The organism is Ruegeria sp. AL3 (assembly GCF_056536065.1).
Genome location: NZ_JBQFJG010000001.1, coordinates 3,069,330 through 3,094,627, shown reverse-complemented (window position 1 = coordinate 3,094,627; position 25,298 = coordinate 3,069,330). Strand labels below are relative to the sequence as shown.

26 protein-coding genes are annotated in these 25,298 nt (G+C 58.3%); 12 read left to right on the top strand and 14 right to left on the bottom strand.

Features of this window, described 5'->3' with window-relative positions; all coding sequences use genetic code 11:
- The first annotated feature begins 97 nt into the window (after positions 1–97).
- From ccmA to ACR3E6_RS15650, 5 genes are all read left to right on the top strand, one after another.
- Positions 98–712 carry a heme ABC exporter ATP-binding protein CcmA gene (ccmA, locus tag ACR3E6_RS15670; RefSeq protein WP_152458363.1) on the top strand — a complete coding sequence of 205 codons (615 nt, stop codon included), beginning with the start codon at positions 98–100 and terminating at the stop codon, positions 710–712.
- The gene (ccmB, locus tag ACR3E6_RS15665) at positions 709–1,365 is read left to right on the top strand and encodes a heme exporter protein CcmB (RefSeq protein ID WP_171631417.1); all 657 of its coding nucleotides are present in this window, start codon (positions 709–711) and stop codon (positions 1,363–1,365) included. The genes ccmA and ccmB overlap by 4 nt, the downstream gene beginning before the upstream one ends.
- A 61-nt stretch (positions 1,366–1,426) precedes the next feature.
- Positions 1,427–2,200: a heme ABC transporter permease gene (locus ACR3E6_RS15660; protein WP_152458361.1), complete on the top strand. Its 774-nt coding sequence runs from the start codon at positions 1,427–1,429 to the stop codon at positions 2,198–2,200.
- Entirely contained in the window at positions 2,197–2,355 is a 159-nt protein-coding gene (gene ccmD, locus ACR3E6_RS15655) for a heme exporter protein CcmD (protein ID WP_209832714.1), read from the top strand. The genes ACR3E6_RS15660 and ccmD overlap by 4 nt, the downstream gene beginning before the upstream one ends.
- The gene (locus tag ACR3E6_RS15650; protein ID WP_171631422.1) at positions 2,348–2,887 is read left to right on the top strand and encodes a DsbE family thiol:disulfide interchange protein; all 540 of its coding nucleotides are present in this window, start codon (positions 2,348–2,350) and stop codon (positions 2,885–2,887) included. The genes ccmD and ACR3E6_RS15650 overlap by 8 nt, the downstream gene beginning before the upstream one ends.
- Positions 2,888–2,916: 29 nt before the next feature.
- On the opposite strand, the gene ACR3E6_RS15645 is transcribed toward ACR3E6_RS15650, so the two are convergent.
- The 3 genes from ACR3E6_RS15645 to acnA all read right to left on the bottom strand — a co-directional run bounded on the left by ACR3E6_RS15645 (position 2,917) and on the right by acnA (position 8,070).
- Entirely contained in the window at positions 2,917–3,618 is a 702-nt protein-coding gene (locus ACR3E6_RS15645; RefSeq protein WP_171631424.1) for an SDR family NAD(P)-dependent oxidoreductase, read from the bottom strand.
- A gap of 139 nt (positions 3,619–3,757) precedes the next feature.
- Positions 3,758–5,260, bottom strand: coding sequence for a BCCT family transporter (locus ACR3E6_RS15640; RefSeq protein ID WP_480487940.1), 1,503 nt, complete (start codon positions 5,258–5,260; stop codon positions 3,758–3,760).
- Between the two features lie 119 nt (positions 5,261–5,379).
- A complete protein-coding gene (acnA, locus tag ACR3E6_RS15635) occupies positions 5,380–8,070 on the bottom strand; it encodes an aconitate hydratase AcnA (protein ID WP_171723032.1) in 2,691 nt (896 codons plus the stop codon).
- Positions 8,071–8,293: 223 nt separating this feature from the next.
- On the opposite strand from acnA, the gene ACR3E6_RS15630 reads away from it, so the two are divergent.
- A complete protein-coding gene (locus tag ACR3E6_RS15630; protein WP_480487938.1) occupies positions 8,294–8,995 on the top strand; it encodes a DUF1223 domain-containing protein in 702 nt (233 codons plus the stop codon).
- Here ACR3E6_RS15630 and ACR3E6_RS15625 read toward each other — a convergent pair whose 3' ends face one another.
- From ACR3E6_RS15625 to purB, 4 genes are all read right to left on the bottom strand, one after another.
- A complete protein-coding gene (locus ACR3E6_RS15625; protein ID WP_480487936.1) occupies positions 8,996–9,919 on the bottom strand; it encodes a lysophospholipid acyltransferase family protein in 924 nt (307 codons plus the stop codon).
- 138 nt (positions 9,920–10,057) lie between these two features.
- Complete coding sequence (locus ACR3E6_RS15620; protein ID WP_480488161.1) at positions 10,058–11,131, bottom strand: flagellar motor switch protein FliG; 1,074 nt, start codon at positions 11,129–11,131, stop codon at positions 10,058–10,060.
- 96 nt (positions 11,132–11,227) lie between these two features.
- Positions 11,228–11,770 carry a tetratricopeptide repeat protein gene (locus ACR3E6_RS15615; RefSeq protein ID WP_171723035.1) on the bottom strand — a complete coding sequence of 181 codons (543 nt, stop codon included), beginning with the start codon at positions 11,768–11,770 and terminating at the stop codon, positions 11,228–11,230.
- 373 nt (positions 11,771–12,143) lie between these two features.
- The gene (gene purB, locus ACR3E6_RS15610) at positions 12,144–13,448 is read right to left on the bottom strand and encodes an adenylosuccinate lyase (protein ID WP_171228076.1); all 1,305 of its coding nucleotides are present in this window, start codon (positions 13,446–13,448) and stop codon (positions 12,144–12,146) included.
- Between the two features lie 88 nt (positions 13,449–13,536).
- Here purB and ACR3E6_RS15605 point away from each other — a divergent pair, with 88 nt between their 5' ends.
- From ACR3E6_RS15605 to ACR3E6_RS15595, 3 genes are all read left to right on the top strand, one after another.
- Positions 13,537–13,869 (top strand): hypothetical protein, encoded by a 333-nt coding sequence (locus tag ACR3E6_RS15605; RefSeq protein ID WP_480487934.1) that lies wholly within the window; start codon positions 13,537–13,539, stop codon positions 13,867–13,869.
- A gap of 174 nt (positions 13,870–14,043) precedes the next feature.
- Entirely contained in the window at positions 14,044–14,604 is a 561-nt protein-coding gene (locus ACR3E6_RS15600; RefSeq protein ID WP_171204978.1) for a hypothetical protein, read from the top strand.
- 10 nt (positions 14,605–14,614) lie between these two features.
- Entirely contained in the window at positions 14,615–14,944 is a 330-nt protein-coding gene (locus ACR3E6_RS15595) for a hypothetical protein (RefSeq protein ID WP_209832731.1), read from the top strand.
- Between the two features lie 30 nt (positions 14,945–14,974).
- Here ACR3E6_RS15595 and ACR3E6_RS15590 read toward each other — a convergent pair whose 3' ends face one another.
- The gene (locus ACR3E6_RS15590; protein ID WP_209832733.1) at positions 14,975–16,189 is read right to left on the bottom strand and encodes a bifunctional alpha/beta hydrolase/OsmC family protein; all 1,215 of its coding nucleotides are present in this window, start codon (positions 16,187–16,189) and stop codon (positions 14,975–14,977) included.
- Between the two features lie 275 nt (positions 16,190–16,464).
- On the opposite strand from ACR3E6_RS15590, the gene ACR3E6_RS15585 reads away from it, so the two are divergent.
- Positions 16,465–16,659: a hypothetical protein gene (locus ACR3E6_RS15585; protein ID WP_171631450.1), complete on the top strand. Its 195-nt coding sequence runs from the start codon at positions 16,465–16,467 to the stop codon at positions 16,657–16,659.
- A gap of 10 nt (positions 16,660–16,669) precedes the next feature.
- Here ACR3E6_RS15585 and dddP read toward each other — a convergent pair whose 3' ends face one another.
- Positions 16,670–18,013: a dimethylsulfonioproprionate lyase DddP gene (gene dddP / locus ACR3E6_RS15580; RefSeq protein WP_171723038.1), complete on the bottom strand. Its 1,344-nt coding sequence runs from the start codon at positions 18,011–18,013 to the stop codon at positions 16,670–16,672.
- Positions 18,014–18,136: 123 nt separating this feature from the next.
- On the opposite strand from dddP, the gene ACR3E6_RS15575 reads away from it, so the two are divergent.
- Positions 18,137–18,880: a heme-dependent oxidative N-demethylase family protein gene (locus ACR3E6_RS15575; RefSeq protein WP_209832735.1), complete on the top strand. Its 744-nt coding sequence runs from the start codon at positions 18,137–18,139 to the stop codon at positions 18,878–18,880.
- Positions 18,881–18,916: 36 nt separating this feature from the next.
- On the opposite strand, the gene ACR3E6_RS15570 is transcribed toward ACR3E6_RS15575, so the two are convergent.
- From ACR3E6_RS15570 to ACR3E6_RS15550, 5 genes are all read right to left on the bottom strand, one after another.
- A complete protein-coding gene (locus ACR3E6_RS15570) occupies positions 18,917–19,825 on the bottom strand; it encodes a hypothetical protein (protein ID WP_480487930.1) in 909 nt (302 codons plus the stop codon).
- A gap of 197 nt (positions 19,826–20,022) precedes the next feature.
- Entirely contained in the window at positions 20,023–20,811 is a 789-nt protein-coding gene (locus ACR3E6_RS15565; protein ID WP_171631486.1) for a lytic murein transglycosylase, read from the bottom strand.
- Between the two features lie 66 nt (positions 20,812–20,877).
- Positions 20,878–21,525 carry an MSMEG_1061 family FMN-dependent PPOX-type flavoprotein gene (locus ACR3E6_RS15560; protein WP_171723041.1) on the bottom strand — a complete coding sequence of 216 codons (648 nt, stop codon included), beginning with the start codon at positions 21,523–21,525 and terminating at the stop codon, positions 20,878–20,880.
- Between the two features lie 126 nt (positions 21,526–21,651).
- Complete coding sequence (gene glnA, locus ACR3E6_RS15555) at positions 21,652–23,058, bottom strand: type I glutamate--ammonia ligase (protein ID WP_171631589.1); 1,407 nt, start codon at positions 23,056–23,058, stop codon at positions 21,652–21,654.
- Positions 23,059–23,099: 41 nt separating this feature from the next.
- Entirely contained in the window at positions 23,100–23,438 is a 339-nt protein-coding gene (locus ACR3E6_RS15550) for a P-II family nitrogen regulator (RefSeq protein ID WP_152458342.1), read from the bottom strand.
- A 171-nt stretch (positions 23,439–23,609) separates the two neighbouring features.
- On the opposite strand from ACR3E6_RS15550, the gene ACR3E6_RS15545 reads away from it, so the two are divergent.
- Complete coding sequence (locus tag ACR3E6_RS15545) at positions 23,610–25,211, top strand: NAD(P)H-hydrate dehydratase (protein WP_480487927.1); 1,602 nt, start codon at positions 23,610–23,612, stop codon at positions 25,209–25,211.
- Positions 25,212–25,298: the final 87 nt, after the last annotated feature.

Sequence of the window (25,298 nt, the reverse complement as noted above, 5' to 3'; positions counted from 1 at the left end):
TGGCCCCTCACTCGGACCTCTCTGCTCAAAGCTCCCACAACCGAACTGCGGCAAATCCCACCTTTTGCCTTTGATGACATTCCGATAAGCGGGTCTCATGACTCTGATTGTAACCGACCTGTCGATCACCCGTGGTGGCATTCCCGTCCTGGAGCATCTCAGCTTTCAGCTGCCTCCTGGCAAAGCGCTGATTCTGCGTGGGCCGAACGGGATCGGTAAAACGACCCTTCTTCGCACATTGGCCGGGTTGCAGCCGCCGCTGAAGGGTCAGATCCAGGGCGCGGAAGACCAGATTGCATATGCGTCCCATTCGGACGGGCTGAAACCGACGCTGACTGTATCCGAGAACCTGACGTTCTGGGCTTCTGTCTTTGGCACCAACGGCATCCAGACGGCGCTGGACGCGTTCCAGTTGAACGAGCTGGCGGATCGCCATGCAGGGAACCTGTCGGCAGGTCAGAAACGGCGGCTGGGGCTGGCACGCATGCTGGTCACCGGGCGGCCGATCTGGATGCTGGACGAGCCGACCGTTTCTCTGGACAGAAATGCGGTGCAGATGTTCGCCGATGCAGTCCGCGCGCATCTGGGGCAGGGTGGGTCAGCCCTGATCGCGACCCATATCGACCTTGGCCTCGATGGTGAGGTTCTGGACGTCGGCCCGAACAAGGCCAAACCCAAACCCATTGACGATTTCGACGGAGGTTTCCTGTGATCGCCCTTCTGCTGCGCGACCTGAAACTGGCCTTCCGAGCGGGTGGCGGGTTTGGTTTGGGATTGGCCTTTTTCCTGATCGTGACCGTGATGGTGCCGTTTGCAGTGGGGCCACAATCGTCACTGCTGACCACCATCGCGCCGGGTGTGCTCTGGCTGGGGGCGTTGCTGGCCTGCCTGCTGTCTCTTGACCGTCTTCTGGCGCTGGACTGGGAGGACGGATCGCTGGACCTGCTGGCCACGGCGCCGCTGCCGCTGGAATCAGTCGTGACCATTAAGGCGCTGGCCCACTGGCTGACCACAGGCCTGCCTTTGGTTCTGGCCGCACCTTTTCTGGGGGTCCTGCTGAACCTGCCTGCGCAGGGGTTCTTCTGGCTTGTCATCTCGCTGCTGATCGGCACCCCGGCCATGAGCGTGATCGGAACATTCGGTGCTGCCCTGACCGTCGGTCTCAAGCGCGGCGGGTTGCTGTTGTCGCTCTTGGTGCTGCCGCTTTACGTCCCCACCCTGATTTTCGGGGCCGAGGTCGCCCGGCGTGGGGCAACGGGGATGGACGTGCAGACGTCTTTGTTGATGCTGGCGGGGATCACGGCGGCCACCATCGCGTTGTTGCCCTTTGCCAGCGCGGCTGTGTTACGTATCAATCTGCGGTGAACCGCCCCAACTTTGACTGATGTCAATTGAGAATACCCCCAACTCGGACTAGATAGGGCCCATGTCGATAGCAGCCAAAGCCAATGCCCTCTGGGAATACGCCAACCCGCGCAAGTTTCTTGCGACCAGTGAACGTGTCCTGCCGTTTTTCTGGATCGTCTCGATCTTCTGCATCGTCGTCGGGCTGGTCTGGGGGTTCTTCTTCACGCCGGACGACTATAAACAAGGGTCGACGGTCAAGATCATCTATCTGCACGTCCCGGCGGCACTGATGGCGATCAATTGCTGGCTGATGATGTTGGCAACTTCTCTGGTCTGGCTGGTTCGACGTCATCATGTCAGCGCGCTGGCGGCACGGGCGGCTGCGCCGATCGGGATCGTGATGACCTTGATTGCGTTGCTGACCGGGGCGATCTGGGGACAGCCCATGTGGGGCACCTGGTGGGCGTGGGATCCGCGTCTGACGTCGTTTCTGATCCTGTTCCTGTTCTATCTTGGCTATGTCGCATTGTGGGAAGCCATCGAGGATCCGGACACTGCGGCGGACCTGACCTCGGTTCTGTGTCTGGTCGGATCCGTGTTCGCGCTGCTCAGCCGATATGCGGTCAACTTCTGGAACCAGGGCTTGCATCAGGGCGCATCGGTCATGCGCGCGGCAGCCGTGACCGGGGCCGATACGGAAGAGAAAGTCAGCAATATCTACTTCTATCCGCTGTTGCTGTGCATCATCGGATTTGTACTGCTGTTCATCGCTTTGGTGCTGTACCGCACCGGAACTGAAATCCGCGCGCGGCGCATCAAGGCGTTGCAGGCGCGGGAAAGGGTGGGCGGATGATCCCCGATCTTGGAAAATATGCTGACGCGGTTTTGTCGTCTTATGCCGTGTCCATCATACTGCTGGTGGCATTGATCGTGTTCAGCGTAATGCGAGGGCGAAAGGTACGCACTGAAATGGAAAAGATCGAACAAAGGATTTCGCGAAATGGCTAAGATATCGCCCCTGATGATCGCGCCGCCTTTGATTTTTGGCGCTTTCGCCGTGTTGGCCGGGATCGGTATGTTCCGTGAAGACCCCAACGCGTTGCCCTCTGCCCGCGAAGGCCAACCGGCTCCGCCCGTGGTTCTGAGCGAGTTCCCGGAAAAGAAGCTGTTTGATGATGCCACGCTGCGGGATGGAGAGGTCAAGCTGGTAAACTACTGGGCCAGCTGGTGCGCGCCATGCCGTGCCGAGCATCCCAATCTGGAGGCTCTGGCCGCCGAAGGCATCCCGGTCTATGGCGTCAACTACAAAGACCAGTTGGACAACGCCCAAGCCTTTTTGACCGAGCTTGGCGATCCCTACGCCGCGATTGGACGTGATGAGAAAGGTCGCATGGCATTGGATTGGGGCCTTTACGGCGTTCCCGAAACCTATGTGGTTGATGGCGACGGCACGATCATTTTGCGCTTTGCCGGCCCGATTACGCAGCGGGTGATTGAAAACACTCTGCGTCCGGCGTTGGAAAAGGCTGCGGGCGGTTGAGCAATTTGGAAAACGAGGTTTAAGCCGCCTTACAAGCGATAGCCTCCGGTCACGCCCAGGACCTCTCCGGTTACGAATCCCGCCGCGTCCGAGGTCAGAAACCGAACGACCCTGGCGATGTCTTCCGGAGTTCCGATCCGGCCCAGCGCCGTTTCCCTGACGAATAGCGATGTCAGATCGTCAGGGCGGGGGGCTTCGGGGATGTTGATGGCACCCGGTGCAACCGCGTTGACGCGGATTCCGTCCGGGCCAAGCTCTTTTGCCATGGCGCGCGTCCAGAGGTTCAGCGCGGCTTTGCTTGCCCCGTAGGTCGCGGCGTCCCGCGGTGGCAATGTTGCGTTCATCGATGAGATGCTGACGATCGAAGCGCCGCGTTTCAGATGCGGCAATGCCGCAGCAAGCAACGCGGCGGGGGCCAGCACGTTGAGGTCAAGAATGGCGCGATGGTCCGCGGCCTGAAACTGTTGTTTCGGAGTGGAGCGAACAAGACCGGCATTGTTTACGATCACGTCCAGTCGCCCGAAGTGATCAATGACCTTTTCGACCACCCGGGTGGGTTGGTTGTCTTTTGTAAGGTCAGACTGAATCGTCAGAACGTCGCCTTTCAGCAATTCTGAATCGGGGTGGCTGGCCAACCAAGTGAAGGCGACACGGTGATCACCGCGCAGGTCTTCGACTATTGCCCGCCCAATTCCACGGGCACCACCGGTTATCAGTGCTACTTTTTCCATGAACTCAGATGACCGGCAAAGCGCCCGGGATTCAACGTTGATTTTTGCGCTGCCGGAATGCGGTCACTTGCGCAGCAATATCCAGAGCATTGCCGCGATGAACGCGAAGGTGACAAGGTTCATCAATGTGTCTGTGAGATCACCGATCAGCATTGCGTTGGCCCTCCTCTCTGAGCCCGCGGAACAGGCACACCATCAGCAGGACCGAAATGAAGACAAAGGGCAATGCGCCAAGCGAGATGAGGATCTTCACCGAGTCCACGGATCCCGAAAGGATCATTGCAACGCTCAGCAGTCCCAGCAATCCCCCCCAGATCAGACGCACACGCGGCGGTGGGTTCTCGTCCCCGCCCGTCGAGAAGGTGCCCAGAACAAAGGCTGCGCTTACGACGCTGGTCACGATGAACAGAAAGGCGGCCAGTACCGTTGCAAGCGTGGTGATCACGGAAAGTGGAAGTCGGTCGAGCAGGGCGAAGGTCACGCGTTCGATGTTTGTCTGCGTATAGGCCAGCAGTTCGCCCGCACCATTAAGTGCCTCGAACAGGCCAATGCCACCAAAGGCACCGAACCAGAGGATTGAAAACAGCGTGGGGGCGAACAGGACGCCGATCACGAATTCCCGTATCGTGCGACCGCGAGAGATACGCGCGACAAAGACGCCAACGAACGGACCCCAGGCAATCCACCAGACCATGTAGGTAAGGGTCCAGTCGCTGAACCATCTGGTGACGTCATCGCCGAAGAACGTGAAGGTCTGAAATCCCCTGGGGATGACATTGGTGACATAGTCGCCGAACCCCTGAACGATGGTATTCAGAAGGTATTCGGTGGGGCCAAGGACCACCGTGTAGGCAACAAGGCCGATTGCGATCAGCATGGCGGCATTGGACAGGCGCGCCATGCCTTGGCCCAGATCGATCAAGAGTGCCGGGATATACGCAGCAACCATTGCCAGAAACACGACACCAATCAAAAGGGCGCCGACCGTTTCCCGACCGCCCAGCACTGCGATGCCGTCTGCCACCTGAAACACGCCCATGGCCATGGAGCCGCCGACACCAATGGATATGGCGATGATCGCCATGAAGTCCGAAAGCCACCCGACACGTTCAGCCCAGCGTTTGTCGGGAAACAGGTTTTTGATCGGCGCACTGACCATCATCCCCGTACCGCGCCGAAAGCTGAAATAGGCAATGGTCAGCGCGGTGGAGCCATAAATCGCCCAGGCATGCAGCCCCCAATGGAAATTTGTCGCCAGCATCGCCTGCTGCGCCGCGATGAAATCCGGCGCCATGCCGGAGATGAAGTTGAAATGGGTCAGCGGTTCCGCCACCGCCCAAAACAACAGGCCGACGCCCATACCGGCGGAGAACAGCATTGAAATCCATGTGGCGGTGGAAAACTCTGGCTCCTCGTCATCCCGGCCAAGGCGAATATTTCCATAGGGTGAAAACGCCAGAAACAGGCATCCGATCAACATACCCGAAGCGGCGAGCATCACGAACCAGCCGCGGCTGTGGAAGGTCTGCTGGACGATGCCGCTTGCCCAGGTCACCAGACTTTGAATGTCCACGACACCCCATATCCCGATCACGGCAATTACGCTGAGCGAACATACCAGCAGGGCGTTGGGTTTCTTCATGGCGAATGGTTTTCCGTTGACGACCTTGCCCAACAGTTTCAGGTTTTCGAATAAATGACCAGAAAACAAAAAACCCCCGGCGGGTGGCCGGGGGTTTGAATTGCACGCTGTGGTATCGGTTATGATGCCTTCGCAAGATTGCGCAGGACGTAATGCAACACGCCACCGTTTTCGATATATTCAATCTCGGGCGCGGTATCGATACGGCATTTCAGGGTGATGGTCTTTTCGGTTCCATCGCCATAAACGATGGTGCACGGGACTTCCTGTAGCGGCTCGATCGTATCCAGCCCGTGAATCGAAACGGTTTCATCCCCTTTCAGCCCCAGGGTTTTGCGGGTGTCGCCACCTGTAAACTCGAACGGAATGACCCCCATGCCAACAAGGTTCGAACGGTGGATACGCTCAAAGCTCTCGGCGATAACGGCCTTGACGCCCAGCAGCGCCGTGCCCTTGGCCGCCCAGTCGCGGCTTGAGCCCGCGCCATATTGCTCGCCACCGAATACCACCAGCGGGGTGCTGTTCGCCTGATAGGCCATCGAGGCGTCATAAATTGACGTCTGTTCACCGTCCGGGCCTTTGGTGTAACCGCCTTCGACGCCGTCCAGCATCTCGTTCTTGATGCGGATGTTGGCGAAAGTTCCGCGCATCATCACCTCGTGGTTGCCGCGGCGTGAACCATATGAATTGAATTCACGCGGCTGAACCTGACGTTCGATCAGGTACTGGCCTGCGGGCGAGGTCGTTGCGAATGACCCAGCAGGTGAGATGTGGTCGGTCGTGACCATGTCACCCAGAATGGCCAGAACCTTGGCGCCTTCGATGTTGGAAATCGTGCCCGGTTCGGGGCCCATGCCCTGGAAATAGGGCGGGTTCTGGATATATGTCGATGTCGGCGGCCAGTCATAGGTTTCCGCATCGGTGGTTTCGACCGACTGCCATTTCTCGTCCCCTTTGAAGACGTCGGCGTATTTCGACTGGAACGCTTCGCGCGTGACGGTCTGTTCGACCAGTTCCGCGACCTCCTGCTGCGTTGGCCAGAGGTCTTTCATATAGACGTCGTTGCCGTCCTTGTCCTGACCGATCGGTTCGGATGTCAGGTCAATGTCCATGGTGCCTGCCAGGGCGTACACGACGACCAGAGGCGGCGAAGCCAGATAGTTTGCGCGCACGTCGGGCGAGATGCGGCCTTCGAAGTTGCGGTTGCCGGACAAGACCGAAGTGGCGACCAGATCGCCTTCCGCAATGGCCTCCGAGATTTCTTTCTGAATCGGCCCCGAGTTGCCGATACATGTGGTGCAGCCGTATCCGACGAGGTTGAAGCCGATCTTGTCCAGATCCTCCTGAAGGCCCGCGGCCTCGAGGTAAGCGGACACAACCTGCGACCCCGGTGCCAGTGAGGTTTTGACCCAAGGCTTGCGATCCAGCCCCAGCGCGGCTGCCTTACGCGCCACGAGGCCCGCTCCGATCATCACGTAAGGGTTCGACGTGTTGGTGCAGGACGTGATCGAGGCGATCACGACCTTGCCCGATTCCATGCCATAGTTTTCGCCTTTGACCTCGACCTGTTTGCCCATCGGGCGATTGAAGGTCTCGGCCATTTCCTTGGCGAATGCGGCCTTGGCGTCAGTCAGCGCAACATAATCCTGCGGGCGTTTGGGCCCCGAGATTGCCGGAACAATCGTGCCCATATCCAGGGTCAGGGTGTCGGTGTAGATCGGCGCATAGTTTTCATCGCGCCAGAAACCGTTTTCCTTGGCGTAGGCTTCAACCAGCGCGATGCGATCCTCGTCGCGGCCGGTGTTGCGCATGTAGCGCAGCGTTTCGCCGTCAATCGGGAAAAAGCCGCATGTCGCGCCGTATTCCGGGGCCATGTTGGCGATGGTCGCACGGTCGGCCAGCGGCAGACGATCCAGGCCTTCGCCGTAGAATTCGACGAACTTGCCGACAACGCCTTTTTCGCGCAGCATTTCCACGACCTTCAGAACCAGGTCGGTGCCGGTGGTGCCTTCGACCAGATCACCGGTCAGCTCAAAGCCCACGACCTCGGGGATCAGCATCGAGATCGGTTGACCCAGCATCGCGGCCTCGGCCTCGATCCCGCCGACACCCCAGCCCAGCACGGCCATGCCGTTGACCATGGTGGTGTGACTGTCGGTGCCGACCAGCGTGTCGGGATAGGCGACTTCTTCACCGTTCTGGTCGGTGTCGGTCCAGACGGTCTGGGCCAAATATTCAAGGTTCACCTGGTGGCAGATGCCGGTGCCGGGGGGGACAACGCGGAAGTTGTTGAATGCACCCTGACCCCATTTCAGGAACTGGTACCGTTCCATGTTGCGTTCGTATTCACGGTCCACATTCATCTGGAACGCGCGCGGGTTGCCGAATTCGTCGATCATCACCGAATGGTCGATGACCAGATCGACAGGGTTCAGCGGGTTGATCTTTTGCGCGTCGCCGCCCAACGCCTTGATGCCGTCCCGCATCGCGGCCAGATCCACCACGGCGGGAACGCCGGTGAAATCCTGCATCAGTACCCGGGCAGGGCGATAGGCGATTTCACGAGGGTTTTTGCCACCGTTGGCGCCCCATTCGGCAAAAGCCTTGATGTCATCGACCGAGACCGAAAACCCGTCATCCTCGAACCGCAACATGTTTTCCAGAACCACCTTGAGTGCGGCAGGCAGTTTCGAGAAATCGCCCAGACCGGCCTCTTGCGCGGCAGGGATCGAATAATAGGAAATGGATTTACCATTCACGCTCAGACTGCGGCGCGTTTTGGCGTTATCCTGTCCGACTTTGATGGGCATCTGTGGCCTCCCTCTCAAATGACTTGGATATTGGGATTTGCTGAGTGTTATCTGCATCACCAAGCCCCCGTGTTCAAGGCTGAACACGCGCCGAGAGGGAAATTTGTATACTATTGTACACTTTTCGCGGAGGGAATGCGTCAAAGCCTCAAGAAACCTTGATTGGCTGTTGAGTGTCAAAGCAGCTATCCCTGAGATCCAACCGCTCAACCCGAGAGTTCTCATGTTCAGATCCATTGCCTTGACCACCGTGTTTTCCTGCCTTGTGGCGGTACAGGTCGCGGCCGAGGAAGACCCGGTTGTGGTTGAGCTGTTCACGTCTCAGGGGTGTTCATCCTGCCCGCCGGCAGATCGGATCATGCATGATCTGGCCAAGCGCGACGACGTCATAGGGCTGGCTTTGCATGTCGATTACTGGGACTATATCGGGTGGAAGGACGAATACGCAGACCCCGATCATACGCTCCGGCAGCGGGCTTATGCCCGCGAGGGGGGGCGCTCCATGATCTACACCCCGCAGATGGTGATCAACGGGCAGCACGACATCGTCGGAGCGCAATCCCGTGAACTTGATCGATTGATCGAAGCGCATCTGAAAGCAGCGCCCGAAGCGCTTGTGACGGCCATGCGCTCAGCCGATGAAGTGACAGTGGATGTGACGCCCGTCGAGTTGCCGAGAGGCGATACCTATGACGTGCATGTGGTTCAGTATTCGCCCATGCGGCACGCTTCGATCCGTCGTGGAGAGCTGGCCGGGCACGAACTGGACTATGCCAATGTTGTTGAGGCCTGGCAGATGGCAGGGCAGTGGGATGGAACTGCGCCGCAATCATTCACGGTTCAGCTTGGTTTGGACCTGCCGGCTGTCGTTCTGGTTCAAAGGGCCGGGGAAGGGCCGATTGTTGCCGCCACCCGGGTCAGGTGATCAGGGCATCTCTTCCGGCTTGATGCCCAACCCGTTCCAGTGTTTCCAGCGGCGGTGAATCCAGAACCATTGCCCCATATGCTGCCGCACCATCTTTTCCAGATCGTCATTGGTGAACTGGGTCATGGTTTTTGGGTCGGTGTGCGTAACCGGTTCGTGTAGAACGATCTCAAAATCAAGACCGTTGGGCTGACGTACCGCGTAACACGGAATCAGCTCGGCATTGTACTTGATGGCCAACTCGGCGTTCAGCACGGATGTCACTGCGGGTTTACCGAAAAACATCAATTCTTCACCGCCCATTGCGTGAAGATCTGAAACGATGGCAATGATCCCACCCTTTTTCAACGAGCGCACCATCTCGACCATACCGCGCCGCCCCTGTTCGAACATCGGGGCGCCCGTCTTGTAGAAAGCTTCGACATAAGCGTCGTTGAAATACGGGTTGGCCATCCGCCGATACAGGCAGCCGATGGGCTGACCGCTGTATGTCTGCAAGGCGATGCGCGCTGCAAGGTAGTGACCGAAATGCGCCGTAATCATCATGACCGGGCGCCCCTCGGCAACAGCCGCGTCAAATGCAGCGATACCTGGCCCAGAAATCTTGGCCTTGCTCTGCCGTTCGATAAAGTCTTCCGGAGAAAAATGTTCCATGATCGCACGACCGGCATTGTCCGGCACATCGCGGCAGATCTGCCTGACTTCGGCTTCAGGCAGGTCCGGGCAAGTCAGCTTCAGATTCCGACGGACACGTTTGCGAAACCCGACAACAGGTGCCAGAAACCGCACGATAGCCCCCATCGTTGCAATACGCCGCTCATAGGGAAGCATGCGCATAACGCGGATGACCCCCTGAAGAAACAGGTTGGCGACATAGTATTTCCCAAGCTCAAACCGGCTGAGCTCCGACTTTTCAACGGGCATGGAGGTGTCTCACCGCGTGTTGCGAATTGCTGAGAAAGACATACAGCCCGATGCCTGCAAGCTCAAGCGCTCAGACGGGCGGAAAACCTGAACCCGCAGCAGGTGGCCGGATCGCGCAATACCCGCGGGTTCGCGGGGTCAGGCTGCATCTTCCTCGTCATCGTTTTCGATCAGAACAATGGAACCGGCATCGACCAGAACGCGAATGGCGGCCACCACCTGTGTCATGGCATCTTCGGCTTCCGATTGTTTGACGCGCCCACGTTCGGCCATTTCCTCGCGCAGATTGTCGGCCATGCGGGACGAAATGTTTGACAGAATGAATTCAACGGATGCCTTGTCATCATCCGCGGCGGCACCTGCCAGTGCGGTGACAAGAACCGGCTGTTCCACTTCACGCAGGGTGGCGGGAACATCGCGGGCCGTGATACGGCTTGGGATATGGGCAAAGGTAAAGATCGACTGGCGTACCAGATCCGCAAATTCGGCGTCGTCCTCGTCCAATGCGTTCAACAAGTCATCGCGTGTCGCGGCCGCCGACTGGTTCAGGATCGCGCCCACGCGTGCGCCCGGACCATTGTCGAAAGCCTGAGCAGGCCGCTGATCCAGTTGCGCGGCCAGCGACCAGCCAATACGTTCAACCGCTTCGGGGGTGACATTTGTTGTTTTCGAGATGGCATAGGTAATGCGCCGCGCAACCGGGCCCGGCATATGGGCCAGCATCTGCGCCGCCTGTGCGGTATCCATCTTTGAAAGCATGACAGCCGCCACCTCGGTGCTTTCCGCCTGAGCCATTTTGGCAAGATCCTCAACGGGTACGTCACGCAGGCGTTGCCATGGGTCGCCGATCTGGCGCACCCCGGCTAGCTTGCGCAGGCGCGCGGCCGTCGATGGTGCGATCTTTCCGTTCACCGCATCCAATGCACCTGCAAGCCCATGTGGAAAAGCCAGCCCGACATTGTCCAGAGCGTCGCTGAATTCCCGGGCCACTGCGCCCAGGGTTACACGATCCACAAGGCCCATTTGCCCAAGTTGATGGGTCAATGTCTCTTGCAGGTCGTCAGGCAGTTCCTCAAGTGGAATATCGGCGCCCTCGTTCAACAGAAGGCGCACGACAACGGCCGCTTTTTGCTGACCGGTCAACGTGCGCGGAACAACTTGCGGCGCGTGTTCATCCCCCGCGGCAAGTGGGGCAGACCCCCCATTTGCCATTTGTATCAAAGCGTTTGTGTCCTGCATCTGCCCGTAGTGCCAAATTTTCCGAACCACGGGCAGATTAACGGGAGTCGGGTTAAATAACCCTGAAGCTCAGTAGCTGTAGGTAAACCCTGTCCGGATAGCCTCGCGCAGAGACGTCTCGGCCCAGGTCCCTTCGCCGCCGCGGGCTTTGATCTCACGCCATTGCTCGATTGCCAGATCGGTTTTTCCTTCGGTTACAAAGCCTTGCGCCATGTAGCTGCGCGCCAGAAGATTGTCGGGATTGGCATTGATGGCATTCTGGTAAAAGACGTTCGCCAGCTCCAGCTCGCCCATCTTGCGGTAGGTAAAGCCCCAATAGGTCAGCACACGGTCGTCGTCCTGATCCATGATCCGCAGGATATCCTGCGCGTGCCCGTATTGCCCGTCATAGGCCAGTTCGCGGACGGCGTCGTAAAGCTGATCTTCCGACAGGTTGGTTTTGTTGGGTTTGACACACCGGCCTCTGGCTTCGTCATAGACCCGACCGAACAAACATTTCTTGGTCGTATTCGTCGGTTTCGGCGGGCTGCTGCTGTCGCCGCCTGCGGCGTGGACCACCGGGGCAAAGGCGAAGGCCTGCAAAGCGAGGGCTGAAGCTAACAAAAGGCGCATATTCTTACTCCGTTCTCGGGGCTGCTCACAAAATCATAGTGCGATCTACAAAAAAGCTAACAGTGGAACGGTTGCTTTTATTCACAAGTCGGACAGAAATTCGTCAGCTGTTGACCGATTTCGTGCAGCTTTGCATTTCAGTGTCCCAGGTTGTGCCGGGTGCGCAGGATTGCGTCTGTTTGGAATGCCCGCTGCATGCAAGGCCGGCAGATGCCACACAAACAAGTGCAAGTGAGCAAAGAACGGTACGGATCATGGTGCCTCTCCCCAAAAATCATTCGCAGAATAACCGATTTCGGGCAGTCTGGCAAAAAACAAGGCCCGGCCTGCGCATTGCAGACCGGGCCGTGTGAAGGCGGCGTCGAGACGTACCTTATTCGCCAAATACCCGGGCGAAGATCGTATCAACGTGTTTGGTGTGATAGCCGAGGTCGAATTTCTCTTCGATTTCTTCGGGGCTGAGCGCGGCCGTTACATCGGCATCCGCCAGCAGTTCCTGTTTGAAATCGGTGCGGTGTTCCCAAACCTTCAGCGCGTTGCGCTGGACCATGGCATAGGCGTCCTCACGGCTGACCCCTGCCTGGGTCAAGGCCAGAAGAACACGCTGGCTCATGACAAGACCGGGGAATTTGTTCATGTTTTCCAGCATGTTTTCGGGGAAGATCAGCATCTTGTCGATCACACCGGTCAGACGGGCCAGCGCAAAATCCAGTGTAATCGTGGCATCCGGACCGATCATGCGCTCGACCGAGGAATGCGAGATGTCGCGTTCATGCCAGAGCGCGACATTCTCCATTGCCGGGATCACCGCCGCGCGTACCATGCGGGCCAGCCCGGTCAGGTTCTCGGTCAGTACCGGGTTTTTCTTGTGCGGCATGGCCGACGAGCCTTTCTGGCCCATCGAGAAGAATTCTGCGCCTTCCAAAACCTCGGTCCGCTGCATGTGACGGATTTCGATGGCGATGTTTTCGATGCTGCTGGCGATGACGCCAAGCGTCGCAAAGAAGGCCGCATGGCGATCACGCGGGATCACTTGGGTGCTGATCGGTTCGGGCACAAGGCCCAGTTTGTCACAGACATGTTCCTCGACGGCGGGATCGATATTGGCGAATGTGCCGACGGCGCCGCTGATGGCCCCGGTTGCGATTTCCGCACGGGCGTCGCGCATACGGGACAGGTTGCGGTCCATCTCGGCATAGAACCGGGCAAAGGTCAGGCCCATTGTCGTAGGCTCTGCGTGGATACCGTGGCTGCGGCCGATGCGAACGGTGTCCTTGTGTTCAAACGCACGGCGCTTGAGCGCTGCCAAAAGCCCTTCGAGATCGGCGATCAGAAGGTCCGCCGCGCGCGTCAGCTGGACGTTGAAGCAGGTGTCCAACACGTCTGAACTGGTCATGCCCTGGTGCACGAACCGGGCCTCTTCACTGCCGACATGTTCGGCGAGATGGGTCAGGAATGCGATGACGTCATGCTTGGTTACGGCTTCGATCTCGTCGATACGGGCGACGTCGAATTCCACGTCCTTGGCTTTCCAAACGGCTTCTGCATTCTCGCGCGGGATCACGCCCAGATCGGCCATGGCATCGCAGGCATGCGCCTCGATTTCGTACCAGATGCGAAACTTGGTTTCGGGCGACCAGATGGCAACCATGTCAGGGCGGGAATAACGGGGAATCATTGGCGGCAGCACCTTTATGTGATTGGGATGAGGCGTTGGCGCGGGGTTTAGCCGCCTGTGCGCAAGGGAACAAGATGTGAGAGCAGGTATGAGACGGTTTGCCCTGATTTTCGCTCTTTGGCCGGGTGTTTTGGTGGCCGGAGACTTCCAGAAACTGTCCGGAGAGGAAATCCTGTCAGCCTTGGCCGGCAAGAAGCTGGAATACGGCGCGGGTGTTTGGCAGGTTTTCGAAGCCAGCATGACCACGCAGTATTTCTCGGGCGGGCCCAGTGTCGGGCGCTGGGCGGTGAGAGGGGATCAATACTGCTCGACATGGCCACCTGCCGATTTGTGGGCCTGCTACGACGTCTGGCGAAATGGGGACGCGATCCGTTTCGTTGATGATGCGGGCGGCCAGACCGTCGGGGTCTATGCGCAATAGATTTCATGTATTTGTCTGAAAAATTGGGGCGTGATGCTTGCAAGAGGCAGATGACACGTGCGGGGAAGGGAAATACCGGAACGCGGTTTTTCTGGGTCTTTGCAACGCAGTGCTGGACAAGTCGCGCTTTCAGCGGTCAAGCTGAGGGTGAAGAAATCATCAGGTTATTGAAATATGCGTTTATTATCATCTCCAATTCTTGCCGCTTGCGCCGCTGTCTGGCTGGGTGGGGCAGGATCAGCACTGGCCGACACACCAGTGACATATACCGAGGATGGTCGCGCCCTGTTTCGGTTCGACGTGCCAGATTTCTGGGTGCTGCGCACTGGCGGCCCGCGTGAGATCGAAGACACCGGGTTGGATGATCCGCGTGCGGTGGCTCGGGTCATGGGGCTGCGTCCCGTAACCGACGACAACGTCTGGATGGGGTTTGTTTCACCTTCAGGGGTTGCGACCATTCAGGATGGGGTCCGCTACTTGCAGGATATCGACAAGTTTCTGGTCAAAGACCCGACCCTTACCAGCACCAGCGACATCCGCATCGGCGGGTTGCCCGCCCGTGTCTTTCGGGGGACAGGGCGCCGCGATGGCAAGGGGGTGAACTTCACGGCCACTGTCATTGACTTGCCGCGCAACCGTGTCGCCATAGCTGTTGCCATCCTGCGGGATGGGGCAGACCCGGATTTCGCCGAAGACTTGAACGCCGTTTTCGCGTCGTTCCGGTCGCTTCTGTGAGGGGGGCAAGATGCGCATTGGACTGATTAAACGGATTTCCCTCGCATTGGGGCTGGGGGCCGCGACTTTGACGTTGTCGGCCTGTGACGGCGTAACGGTCGGCGTCGGATACGGGTATGACCCGTTCTATGACTCGATGCTGTGGAACGACTACTATCGCGATGTCGATGTGAATGTTGATATCAACCGCCCGGACCGCCCAGATCGACCTGATCGGCCCGTGCGTCCCGAGCGCCCGAATCCACCGGTTGCCAAACCTCCTGCGCGGCCGCGACCCCCGGTGGCCCGGCCACCTGCCGCGCGGCCACCGATCCATCGTCCGGCACCACGCCGCAGATAATCAAAAGGCCGCCTGTCCGGCGGCCTTCTCTCAGGTAAGAAGTTCGGTCGTGATATGCGCCGAGCCTTCAAGTGTCCGGTGAACCGGGCATTTGTCTGCGATTTCCAGCAGGCGCTGTTTTTGTTCCTGATCAAGCGGGCCGCTCAGGCGGATTTTGCGGCGGAACTGATCCACTTTGCCTTCATTCGCCAAACCGGCATCCTGAGCATGAACTTTGTCATGGCAGACATCGACGCTGACACTGGTCAGCGGCCATTTTTTGCGGCGCGCATACATCCTTATCGTCATGGACGTGCAGGCGCCGAGGCCGGATGAGACAAATCCATAAGGCGACATGCCCTTATCCGTGCCGCCATAAGAGGCAGGCTCATCTGCAACGGCATGATGGTGCGGGCCTGCCTGAATATCCTGCATGAAGCCATTCGGATCCGCTTCTGTTACGCGAACGACACCTTCCGGCGCACCCGGGGGCGGCGCGGGTGGGCAAAGTTTCAGATAGCGCGAAACCCAAGCCGAGATGACATCCGCGGCATATTCAGCATCAGAGGCCCGTGTGATCAGGTGATCGGCATCGTCGAGGGTGACGAAGCTTTTTGGGTGCTTTGCAGCCAGAAAGATGGTGCTTGCGTTGTCGATACTGACCGTTTCGTCCCGAGGAGCGTGCAGGATCAGCAAAGCGGCCTTGAGATCAGCGATCGAGGCAGACAGGGCCGACCCCGCAATGTCGTCCACAAATGCTTTGCCAATTCGAAACGGGCGCCCGCCCAAGGTGACCTCGGCGCTGCCCTGCTGTTCGATCTGGGGCAGGGCATCCTCGAAATGATGGGACACGTGGCCGGGATCCGCCGGTGCGCCCAAGGTGACCACGGCCTTGACCGTCGGAATTCCCGCACGCGCCCGCAAAACCGCCGCGCCGCCAAGCGAGTGACCGATCAGCAGAGCAGGGGCCATGTTTCGTCCGGCCAGATATTGCGCGGCCGAGATAAGGTCCTCGACATTCGACGTGAAGGTCGTGTTGGCGAATTCTCCTTCGGAATGACCCAGGCCGGTAAAGTCGAACCGAAGCACTGCAATTCCCATGGCCGCCAGGCGGGCCGAAATGCGCCGGGCCGCAGGTATGTCCTTGGAACAGGTGAAGCAATGGGCAAACAGGGCCGTCGCAAGGACCGGACCATCCGGCAAATCCAGCCGCGCGGCCAATTGGCTGCCGTCATGTCCGGCAAAAGTGATGCGTTCCGTGGGCATGTCGGCTCCTTGAACGGTTCGGGGAAACATCCCCAATACTGTGGTCAAGCCCGCCGGGTCACAACCCTTATGTCAAACGCGTCACGGGAAGGTGAGAACCAAGCGAGCGCCTTGCAATCCGAAAGATGCCCCGGGCGGTGACAGGCGCGGCCGCTATTTTGGGGGTGGTCGGCGCTTCATCAATGTTTGTGATAATACATGAAACAAACATTCGTTTCACTTATGTTGCAATCAAGCCCATCTACGGCCTACAGCAATTGATAAAGGAGACGCAGATGGCACATGCAGACGTTGCCGCACATCTTCCAAAGATACTACCCAGTACAGTCATGGCGATTGTTCTGGCTGGCCTCGTGGGTTTTGCCGTCGGGCAATCCCGGCCCGCAGTTTTCAGCGGGCCGCAGGCTCAGGTAAGTCCAACTGTCGAAGACTGGCACGGCAACGTGCGCCGGTCTCATTGGTCAGAATGAGGCGCCGGCCTCACTCGAGCCCCATCAACCGGGCATCGAAGGGGTATTTCGTCAGGTTCTCATATCCGTCTTCGGTTATGAGAACCTGATCCTCCAGCTTGATGCTGAAATCGCCACCCACTTCGCCCACGCAGGCTTCGACACACAAGACCATTCCGGGTTCCAGCGGATAATCGTAGGCCCCTTCAACCGCCTTGTCCGGATAAGCAACCAACGGCCATTCATCGCAAAGGCCGACGCCGTGCATCAGGCAGCCATATTTCTGCGCCTGGAACTTCTTGTCCAGCCGGTGGGAATTTGCGGTCAGTTCAGGGATCATCACGCCGGGCTTGAGCATCTCCATATTGGTCATGATGTGTTCATGGGCGTGCTGCATGGCATAGATCATGTCCTCACGCGGCTTCTGATCGCCGATCCACCAACTGCGGGAAATATCGATGCAAATCCCGTAAGAACCAATCAGGTCAGTGTCGAACGAGATGATCTCGTTCTGCTGGGTGATCCGCGGGCCGCATTCCTGAAACCACGGGTTGGTCCGCTGGCCCGAAGCCAGCAGACGGGTTTCGATCCACTCACCGCCACGCCTGATGTTTTCGGCGTGAAGAACAGCCCAGATATCATCTTCCGAGGTCTTGCCGTCGCCGACATTGGCACGGGCAAACCGTTCCATTTCGGCAACCGCAGTTTCGCAGGCATGGCTGGCGCAGCGCATGGCCAGGATTTCGTCGGGCCCTTTGACGGCGCGGGTCTTCTCGGTCAGCTCTTCGCCTTCCATGATGTCGAACCCCTGCGCCTCGAGCGCGCGCAATCCGTGCAGCATGATCTTGTCGACGGCCAGGCGCATGTTGCCGCCGCCGTGTTCTTCGATCAGTACGCGTACTTCGTTCGAGAACACATCTGCGGCCACGTCAACCTTGTCGCCCCGGTCGAAGTAGAACAGGTCAGCGCCCGAGCGCTGCTCGCGCACAAGCGGGTTGAAGGTGCTGAGGAAGGGGGAGTTCTTGTAATCCCAGATCACCATATAGCCATCCGCACACAGCAGAACCGCCCGAAACGGATTGTGGGTGTTCCACAGCTGCATATTCGTGCTGTCGGTGGCATAGCGGATATTCAGCGGGTCAAAAATCAGCAAGCCGCCATAGCCGCGGTCCACAATGGCCTGTGTCAGCCTCTTCCAGCGGTGTTCCCGCATCCGTGCCAGATTGGGAAGTTCCAGCCCCGCAGCGGCCCACTCGTCAAACGCAAGCTGCGTCGGCCCAATCTCGATCCGGTCATTTTCGTTCGGCGTACCATCGCCCAATGTCGTGCCGCGGCTGGGGTCAATCTTGCGCGTGTCTCGATAGTGCTGGTTCATGGCTGGCCTCATTGCTTGTTCCAATTACAATTCATCCGCCACAACCAATCGTCTGAGAAAAATGCGACGGCGAGGTTGTCGTTTTCGACCGACAAGAAAAGTTGCGCATGCTAAGCCTCCAGCATGACTCGTATTCTGCAAAACAAGATTCCGTATGATGTCGAAAGCCCACGCGCTTTGCCGGGTATTCAACCGGCAACCATGGAAAGCTGGCTAGATCAGGATGAGGCTTTTGCCGACCAGATGCGGCGCCGCGAAGAAATTCTGGCTGAGCGGCGCGACGATGTTCTTGCGCTTGATCCTGGGGCCAAACCTGCCGCGCAAGAGTTGCTGGATCTGGTGTTGACACAGACATATCCCACGGCCGGGGCAGAGGCCGCAAGGCCGGATGGCGTATCCGTCGCGATCGATCGGGATTGTCCGCTTGATACGCTGTGCAGGCTGGTACAAGAGGACTTCTGCATCCTTCAGAAACGGGGAAATGAGCATGTTCTGACGGGTGCCATCCTGTGTTTCCCTGCCAGTTGGCGCCTGTCCGAGAAATTCATGCGACCGTTGATTGATATCCACGTGCCCGTGGAAAGCTATGACGCCAATGTCGCGAAACGGGTGCAGAGGCTATTTGACGGTATTCAACCCGGTCGCCCGCTGTGGCGCTTCAACGCCCTGTGGTACGAAGACCCGGAGCTGTTCCAGCCTCGCAGTGCAAGTGAGCCGCGCAAAATACGGGACCGGCGTCAAGCGTCTTATCTGCGAAGCGAGCGGCAGACGCTATTGCGTTTGCCGAAAACCAACGCGGTCGTGTTTTCCATCCACACATACGTTCTGGCCGCAAACGCGATCCCAAAAACGGAAAACCCCGCCTGATGGCGGGGCCTCCTAGGAGGGTCTTCGATAATTCCTTTACATGCCCAAGGCGCCCGCTACATCGGCCAACGCGTTGCTGGCGTTCAGTGCGACAATGGCAAATGTGAATACAAGCACCTGTGTGTTCAGGCGGAAATCTTCGCCCCGGATCAGATTGACTGCGGCCATCGATACGGCAATTGGCGCTGAAATGCTGGCCAGAACTCCGGTCAAGCACCAACTGCTGAGCCGCAGGATGTCGCTTGGCTTGTCATCATCCGCGATGGAAGCGCCTGCGTCCTTCTGGGTGGGCAGGTCTGCCTCGTCGCTTCGGAACGCGATGCTGAGCAATTGTTCGTCCGTCAGTTGAATTGGACGCGCGGCAGGAGTGTGTAAGGCAGTGATGGTGTCATCCTGTTCAGACTGCCGCATCCCGGCAAACTGTCCGGTCAGTGATTGAAAGATCTGCTTCCGATCCCGGCTTGTTCGGCTTGGTGTCAGGGTGTCAAAGGCGCTCATGAAGTGCTCGACAGTAAGAACCGTGTGTGGCGACAACCATTCAACCCGCCGGGTCGAACAGATATCGACCATGCGATACAGAGTGACCACCAGCATCAGTTCCGAAATCTCGGCGTCGTCCAAAAGTGGCGAGACTGGCGTTATTGTCAGTACCAACCTGTTTTGTGGATGTGACACGCGGGGCTTTGTTATGGTTTTCAACCCCGCAGCGCGATCCATGCGCTCGTATCGGTCCTGCTGTCCGGAGGTGCCTGTATCCAGAGTCATCCGCACAAGATACTGGCTCGAGACGATGCTGGCCTCGGTCGCGCTGAGCAGGGCCTTGCGCTCGACCAGATGACCGTAGTCTTCCAGCGTCGTGGCGACGATCGTTCCAAAGCGCTCTATCGCGCCAGTTGCGTCGCCATCAAATTGCAGGCCGCCATGGTAGCTGTGCTTCCGAGCCACTGCCCTGTCCTTTTTTACATTCTGTCAGCCAAAGGTTAGCACCCCTTCTTGCAGAGAATTTGGCAAAAAATGCAAAAAAGTGAAATTTTCCGGCGATTGGTTACGCTTTGGAAACCAAGCAGCCAAAGGCTTTTGTTTGTCACTGTGGCGGAAATGTGGCGAAATTGGGCGCAGTGCGTGTTGTCGGTGCGGCGGGGCTAATTGTCGATTCGGGCAGCCATTATTGCGATGGATTGCTGATAGACAGAGGCTGCATTCCACTGCTGCAAGACGCGAAAATTTGGTTCTCCGGGTTGATAGCCGCGTCCCGGTTTCCACCCTTTCTGGCGAAGGAAATTGGCGGTTGAGGCCAATGCATCCGTCATGTTGTAGAAGTCCACGCGCCGGTCGCCCGTAGCATCGACACCATAGGTCAGGGCGTTGCCTGGCAGGAATTGCGTGTGGCCCAGTTCGCCATGTTTTGCCCCTTTTGTCGACATTGTGATACTGCCCATGTCGACCAGTTTCAGTGCCCCAATTGCGTGGGGAATAAAGAACTCTGACCGGCGACAATCATAGGCCAATGTTGTGATTGCGGAAACAACCTGACTGTCGCCCATGAAATTGCCAAAGCCGGTTTCCATGCCGTGAATGGCGATCAAAACGCCCGCAGGAACACCATATTGCCGCTCAAAGGCGGCATAATAGTTCGGATTGGCGGCTTTGCGTTTGCGCCCCTGTGCGACAATAGTATCGGCGCCTCGGACACGCATGAATTTGTCCAGCGAGTATTTGAAGCTTTTTTGATTGCGGTCTGCGGCGATGGTGCGCGTGGCATATTGTGTCTGGGACAGCGCTTGCAGACCTTTCTTTTTCACCCCCGCCTTGCGTGCCTGTTTGGCAAAATCGGCCTTCCATGCCTCAAATCCAGCGCTGGTGTTGCCACAGGGTGCGGCCAGAACCGGGGACGTCAGGGAAAGGGCAAGAATGGTGGCAAGTCGAAACATGGGCGTAATCCGATGGAATTGAAATCTGCGGTTAGCCTAGCGTGGGCTGCGTCTTGGGCAAAGCGGTTAATAAAGGTCCAGCTCGCCCTTTTTTCTGAGCGTTTCGAACCATTCCTCTGGAGTGGCATTGATGCGGGCGTGTTTCACCATCATCGCATTCATATTTGGCAGATGGGTCGAATCCGGCCAGTCTTTGGGTTGCCACAGATGTGCGCGGATTACACATTTGGGACAGTGTGCAAATGCTGTCGCGACATGGATGAGCAGCGCCAGTTTGGGCGGGTGCCCGTCAATGGCCATGGTTTCAAGCAAACGGGTGTCAGCACAGATACGGGCTGTGCCGCGAATGCGGAGCGTTTCCATCTTGCCCGGAACAAAGAACAGGACGCTGACGCGCGGATCCTTGAGAACATTGTGAAACGTATCCACGCGTTTGTTTCCCGGCCGATCCGGGACTGCGATCAGGGTATCGGACAGCACCTGAACAAAGCCGGGCGGGTCGCCACGGGGTGACACATCAAGATGCCCGTCGGTGTTGGCCGAAGCGATCAGGCAAAATGGCGAGGTCGCAATGAAATCGCGACACATCTGATCGAGAGAGGACACCTCCTTGGCGGTGATCTGCGGCAGCGGATGGCCAGAGATCCTCCTCAGCTCCTGTTCGGATGTCACAAGGTTTGAGAATTTCGAGAAAGGTGAGGTATCGCAAGGCATACTGTCGTCTCCGGTCGGGAGTGTTCTCACCAGTCTGTTGGATCAACGGCGGCGCGTCAAACCGTGTGGGCAGACATGACGAGGGCGCCCGAAGGGGCGCCCTGCGAAATCGTTTCCGTACTCAGCTTAGCAGCTGTAGTACATGCCGTACTCCACCGGGTGCGGCGTGTGCTCGTAGGTTTCCACCTCTTCCATCTTGAGCGCGATGTAGCCGTCAATCTGGTCTTTGGTGAACACATCGCCCTGAAGCAGGAAGTCGTGATCGGATGCCAGAGCCTCCAGAGCCTCACGCAGGCTGCCGCAGACGGTCGGGATGTCGGCCAGTTCCTCGGCGGGCAAGTCGTACAGGTTCTTGTCCATCGCCTCGCCGGGGTTGATCTTGTTCTTGATGCCATCAAGACCAGCCATGAGCAGGGCGGCAAACGCCAGATAGGGGTTGGCGGCCGGATCGGGGAAGCGCGCCTCGACACGTTTGGCTTTGGGGCTTTCAGTCCATGGGATACGCACACAACCCGAACGGTTACGTGCGGAATAGGCCCGCAGAACGGGGGCTTCGAAACCTGGGATCAGACGCTTGTAGCTGTTGGTTGCCGGGTTGGTGAAGGCGTTCAGGGTCTTGGCGTGTTTCAGAATGCCGCCGATGAAGTACAGCGCCTCGTCCGACAGGTCGGCATACTTGTCGCCGGCGAACAGCGGCTTGCCATCTTTCCAGATCGACATGTTCACATGCATGCCGGTGCCGTTGTCACCCGCGATCGGCTTGGGCATGAAAGTGGCCGACTTGCCGTAGGCGTGTGCCACGTTGTGGATGACGTACTTGTATTTTTGCAGCTCGTCGGCCTGCTTGGTCAGGCTGTCGAAGATCAGGCCCAGCTCGTGCTGACAGGATGCAACCTCGTGGTGGTGCTTGTCGACCTTCATGCCCAGACGTTTCATGGTCGACAGCATTTCCGAGCGCAGGTCCTGGGCTTCGTCGATGGGGTTGACCGGGAAGTAACCGCCCTTGACGCCCGGGCGATGGCCCATGTTGCCCATCTCATATTCGGTGTCGGTGTTCCACGACGCATCCGTTGCATCAACTTCGAAGGATACCTTGTTGATGCTGTTGGAAAAACGAACGTCATCGAACAGGAAGAATTCAGCTTCGGGACCCATATAGGCAACGTCACCGATACCGCTGGACTTCAGGTAGGCTTCGGCTTTCTGCGCGGTTCCGCGCGGGTCGCGGCCATAGGCTTCACCGGTGTCGGGCTCAACGATCGAGCAGTGCAGACACAGTGTCTTCTCGGCATAGAACGGGTCGATGTAAGCCGAGGTCGTGTCGGCGATCAGTTTCATGTCCGAGTTTTCGATCGACTTCCAGCCTGCAATGGACGAGCCGTCAAACATGAAGCCTTCTTCCAGGAAGTCTTCGTCGACCAGATCGACGTCCACCGTGACGTGTTGCAGCTTGCCGCGCACGTCGGTGAAGCGGATGTCGACATAGGCGACGTCTTCTTCGCGGATTGTATTGAGAACTGCGTCTACGCTCATTCCCTTTGTCCTTTTGATAGATGTGTCAGTAATCGTGTGAGTTAGAGCGCTTCCGAGCCGGTCTCACCGGTCCGGATGCGAATGGCCTGGTCGACGGGCGAGACGAAAATCTTGCCGTCTCCGATCTTGTCGGTTTTGGCGGCCGACACGATGGCTTCGATCGCGGCGTCGACCTGGTCGTCGTCCAATACGACCTCGACTTTAACCTTGGGCAGAAAATCGACGACATACTCGGCGCCGCGATACAGTTCGGTATGGCCTTTCTGGCGACCGAAGCCTTTGACCTCGATGACGCTGAGGCCCTGGACGCCCACATCCTGCAAGGCCTCTTTTACTTCGTCCAGTTTGAACGGCTTGATGATCGCTTCGATCTTTTTCATCCCGGTTCACCTTGAATGGTTGTCTCAGGGGCAGTGATCACGTCTAAGATCGGGCGGCAATGTGATTGCGATATCGTGCAGGTCGGGATGCTTGGAAAAACGGTTGGGTGCTAATTTTTGAGCGACTTGCACAAAAAGTAATCAAAACTGAATCAGGCGCGGGGTGAAAGGATGGAATTGCTGACAGCGGCACAGATGCGGGCCATTGAGCAGGCCGCCATCAAGTCTGGTGACGTGACCGGTCTGGAACTGATGGAGCGGGCCGGCCAGGGTGTTGTTGACGCGATTTTCGAAGAATGGCCCATGTTGGACAGGCGAGGGGCCAGCCCCTCGCGCTCCCCGGGATATTTAGGGCCAGATGAAGAGGATCCGCTGCGCGCAGTGGTGCTGTGCGGACCGGGCAACAATGGGGGTGACGGGTTTGTCGTGGCGCGGCTTTTGCAGAAGCAGGGGTGGGCGGTTGAGGTGTTCCTGTATGGAGACCCGCAAAAGCTGCCACCGGATGCGCGGGTGAATTATGAGAGATGGCGGGCAAAGAACGAGGTTCGCGTCTTCGCTGTCGACTCCGCCCCGTTGGCGGACGATTTTCTTGGGTTTCCAAAGAGCATTGATCTGGTTGTCGACGGGGCTTTTGGCACGGGTCTCACCCGGCCATTTGACGGGGCGTTTTCCATGTTGGCCAATGCGCCGGTCAGAGACCTGCTGCGAGATCTAGGCGTAAAGGTCGTTTCAATTGACGCGCCAAGCGGCTTGTGCGCCGACAGTGGTCGCATTCTTGGTCAGGCGATAGTTGCAGACATGACGGTGACGTTTCACAGTAAAAAGCTTGGGCATGTTCTGGGCGATGGTCCGGTGACCTGCGGGACGGTCCGAACCAAGTCGATCGGGCTTGAACCACTGGAAGACGGTCAGATCGTTCACACGACCGAGGCTGACAGGGTGAAGCTTTCGAAAGTTTCGGTTGGCCACAAATACTCACACGGTCATGCTTTGATCCTGTCCGGGGGGGCGGGCAAAACAGGGGCCGCGCGTTTGGCGGCGCGGGGGGCTTTGCGGGTTGGAGCGGGGTTGGTGACGCTGGGTGTGCCGCCGTCTGCGCAGATGGAGGTTGCCAGCCAGATCACGGCCCTTATGTTGCAGCGGGTTGATGGGGCTGATGGATTGTCTGAAATACTTGAGGATACGCGCCTGAATGCGCTCTGCCTGGGGCCTGCGCTGGGATTCGAGCGGGCGCGGGCGCTCGTGTCGATTGTCCTAGCTGCACGGCGGGCGACCGTGTTGGATGCGGATGCTTTGTCAGCTTTTGCCGAGGATCCCGGCGCCCTGATCGCGCGATTGCACGACAAATGCGTACTGACACCGCATGGCGGGGAATTTGCACGGGTATTCCCGGACATTGCCGCGCAGATGAACGCGCAACCGGCCAAAGGCCCGGCGTTTTCCAAGGTGGACGCAACGCGTGCTGCTGCAAAACGGGCTGGGTGCGTAGTTCTGTTCAAGGGCCCGGACACGGTGATCGCTGTGCCGGATGGCCGGTGCGTGGTCAACTTGGCCGTATACGAAAGAGCGGCCCCATGGTTGGCGACGGCCGGGTCCGGTGATGTGCTGGCAGGGTTCATCGCAGGTTTGTTGGCGCGAGGTTTGCCACCAATGCGGTCGGCGGAAACTGCGGCGTGGCTGCATGTGGAATGTGCGCGCCAGTTCGGGCCGGGTTTGATCGCGGAAGATTTGCCGGAACAGGTGCCGGAGGTTTTCAGAAAGTTGAATATTTGAGTTTGTTGGGCGTGGAACGGCTCAATTCACGGCGAGTCGGCGGAAATCCGCCGTCAAGGTTCACATCAATGCAGACCGAATGTTTGC

Coding starts and splice junctions, on each gene's coding strand:
- ACR3E6_RS15640 (WP_480487940.1), bottom strand. CDS start 5,260: ATGAAGAAACCCAACGCCCTGCTGGTATGTTCGCTCAGCGTAATTGCC.
- ACR3E6_RS15630 (WP_480487938.1), top strand. CDS start 8,294: ATGTTCAGATCCATTGCCTTGACCACCGTGTTTTCCTGCCTTGTGGCG.
- ACR3E6_RS15650 (WP_171631422.1), top strand. CDS start 2,348: ATGGCTAAGATATCGCCCCTGATGATCGCGCCGCCTTTGATTTTTGGC.
- glnA (WP_171631589.1), bottom strand. CDS start 23,058: ATGAGCGTAGACGCAGTTCTCAATACAATCCGCGAAGAAGACGTCGCC.
- ACR3E6_RS15585 (WP_171631450.1), top strand. CDS start 16,465: ATGGCACATGCAGACGTTGCCGCACATCTTCCAAAGATACTACCCAGT.
- ACR3E6_RS15560 (WP_171723041.1), bottom strand. CDS start 21,525: ATGCCTTGCGATACCTCACCTTTCTCGAAATTCTCAAACCTTGTGACA.
- ACR3E6_RS15550 (WP_152458342.1), bottom strand. CDS start 23,438: ATGAAAAAGATCGAAGCGATCATCAAGCCGTTCAAACTGGACGAAGTA.
- acnA (WP_171723032.1), bottom strand. CDS start 8,070: ATGCCCATCAAAGTCGGACAGGATAACGCCAAAACGCGCCGCAGTCTG.
- ccmA (WP_152458363.1), top strand. CDS start 98: ATGACTCTGATTGTAACCGACCTGTCGATCACCCGTGGTGGCATTCCC.
- ACR3E6_RS15660 (WP_152458361.1), top strand. CDS start 1,427: ATGTCGATAGCAGCCAAAGCCAATGCCCTCTGGGAATACGCCAACCCG.
- ACR3E6_RS15600 (WP_171204978.1), top strand. CDS start 14,044: ATGCGTTTATTATCATCTCCAATTCTTGCCGCTTGCGCCGCTGTCTGG.
- ACR3E6_RS15590 (WP_209832733.1), bottom strand. CDS start 16,189: ATGCCCACGGAACGCATCACTTTTGCCGGACATGACGGCAGCCAATTG.
- ACR3E6_RS15625 (WP_480487936.1), bottom strand. CDS start 9,919: ATGCCCGTTGAAAAGTCGGAGCTCAGCCGGTTTGAGCTTGGGAAATAC.
- dddP (WP_171723038.1), bottom strand. CDS start 18,013: ATGAACCAGCACTATCGAGACACGCGCAAGATTGACCCCAGCCGCGGC.
- ACR3E6_RS15595 (WP_209832731.1), top strand. CDS start 14,615: ATGCGCATTGGACTGATTAAACGGATTTCCCTCGCATTGGGGCTGGGG.
- ACR3E6_RS15620 (WP_480488161.1), bottom strand. CDS start 11,131: ATGGCAAATGGGGGGTCTGCCCCACTTGCCGCGGGGGATGAACACGCG.
- purB (WP_171228076.1), bottom strand. CDS start 13,448: ATGATTCCCCGTTATTCCCGCCCTGACATGGTTGCCATCTGGTCGCCC.
- ACR3E6_RS15545 (WP_480487927.1), top strand. CDS start 23,610: ATGGAATTGCTGACAGCGGCACAGATGCGGGCCATTGAGCAGGCCGCC.
- ACR3E6_RS15575 (WP_209832735.1), top strand. CDS start 18,137: ATGACTCGTATTCTGCAAAACAAGATTCCGTATGATGTCGAAAGCCCA.
- ACR3E6_RS15605 (WP_480487934.1), top strand. CDS start 13,537: ATGAGACGGTTTGCCCTGATTTTCGCTCTTTGGCCGGGTGTTTTGGTG.
- ccmD (WP_209832714.1), top strand. CDS start 2,197: ATGATCCCCGATCTTGGAAAATATGCTGACGCGGTTTTGTCGTCTTAT.
- ACR3E6_RS15645 (WP_171631424.1), bottom strand. CDS start 3,618: ATGGAAAAAGTAGCACTGATAACCGGTGGTGCCCGTGGAATTGGGCGG.
- ACR3E6_RS15565 (WP_171631486.1), bottom strand. CDS start 20,811: ATGTTTCGACTTGCCACCATTCTTGCCCTTTCCCTGACGTCCCCGGTT.
- ACR3E6_RS15615 (WP_171723035.1), bottom strand. CDS start 11,770: ATGCGCCTTTTGTTAGCTTCAGCCCTCGCTTTGCAGGCCTTCGCCTTT.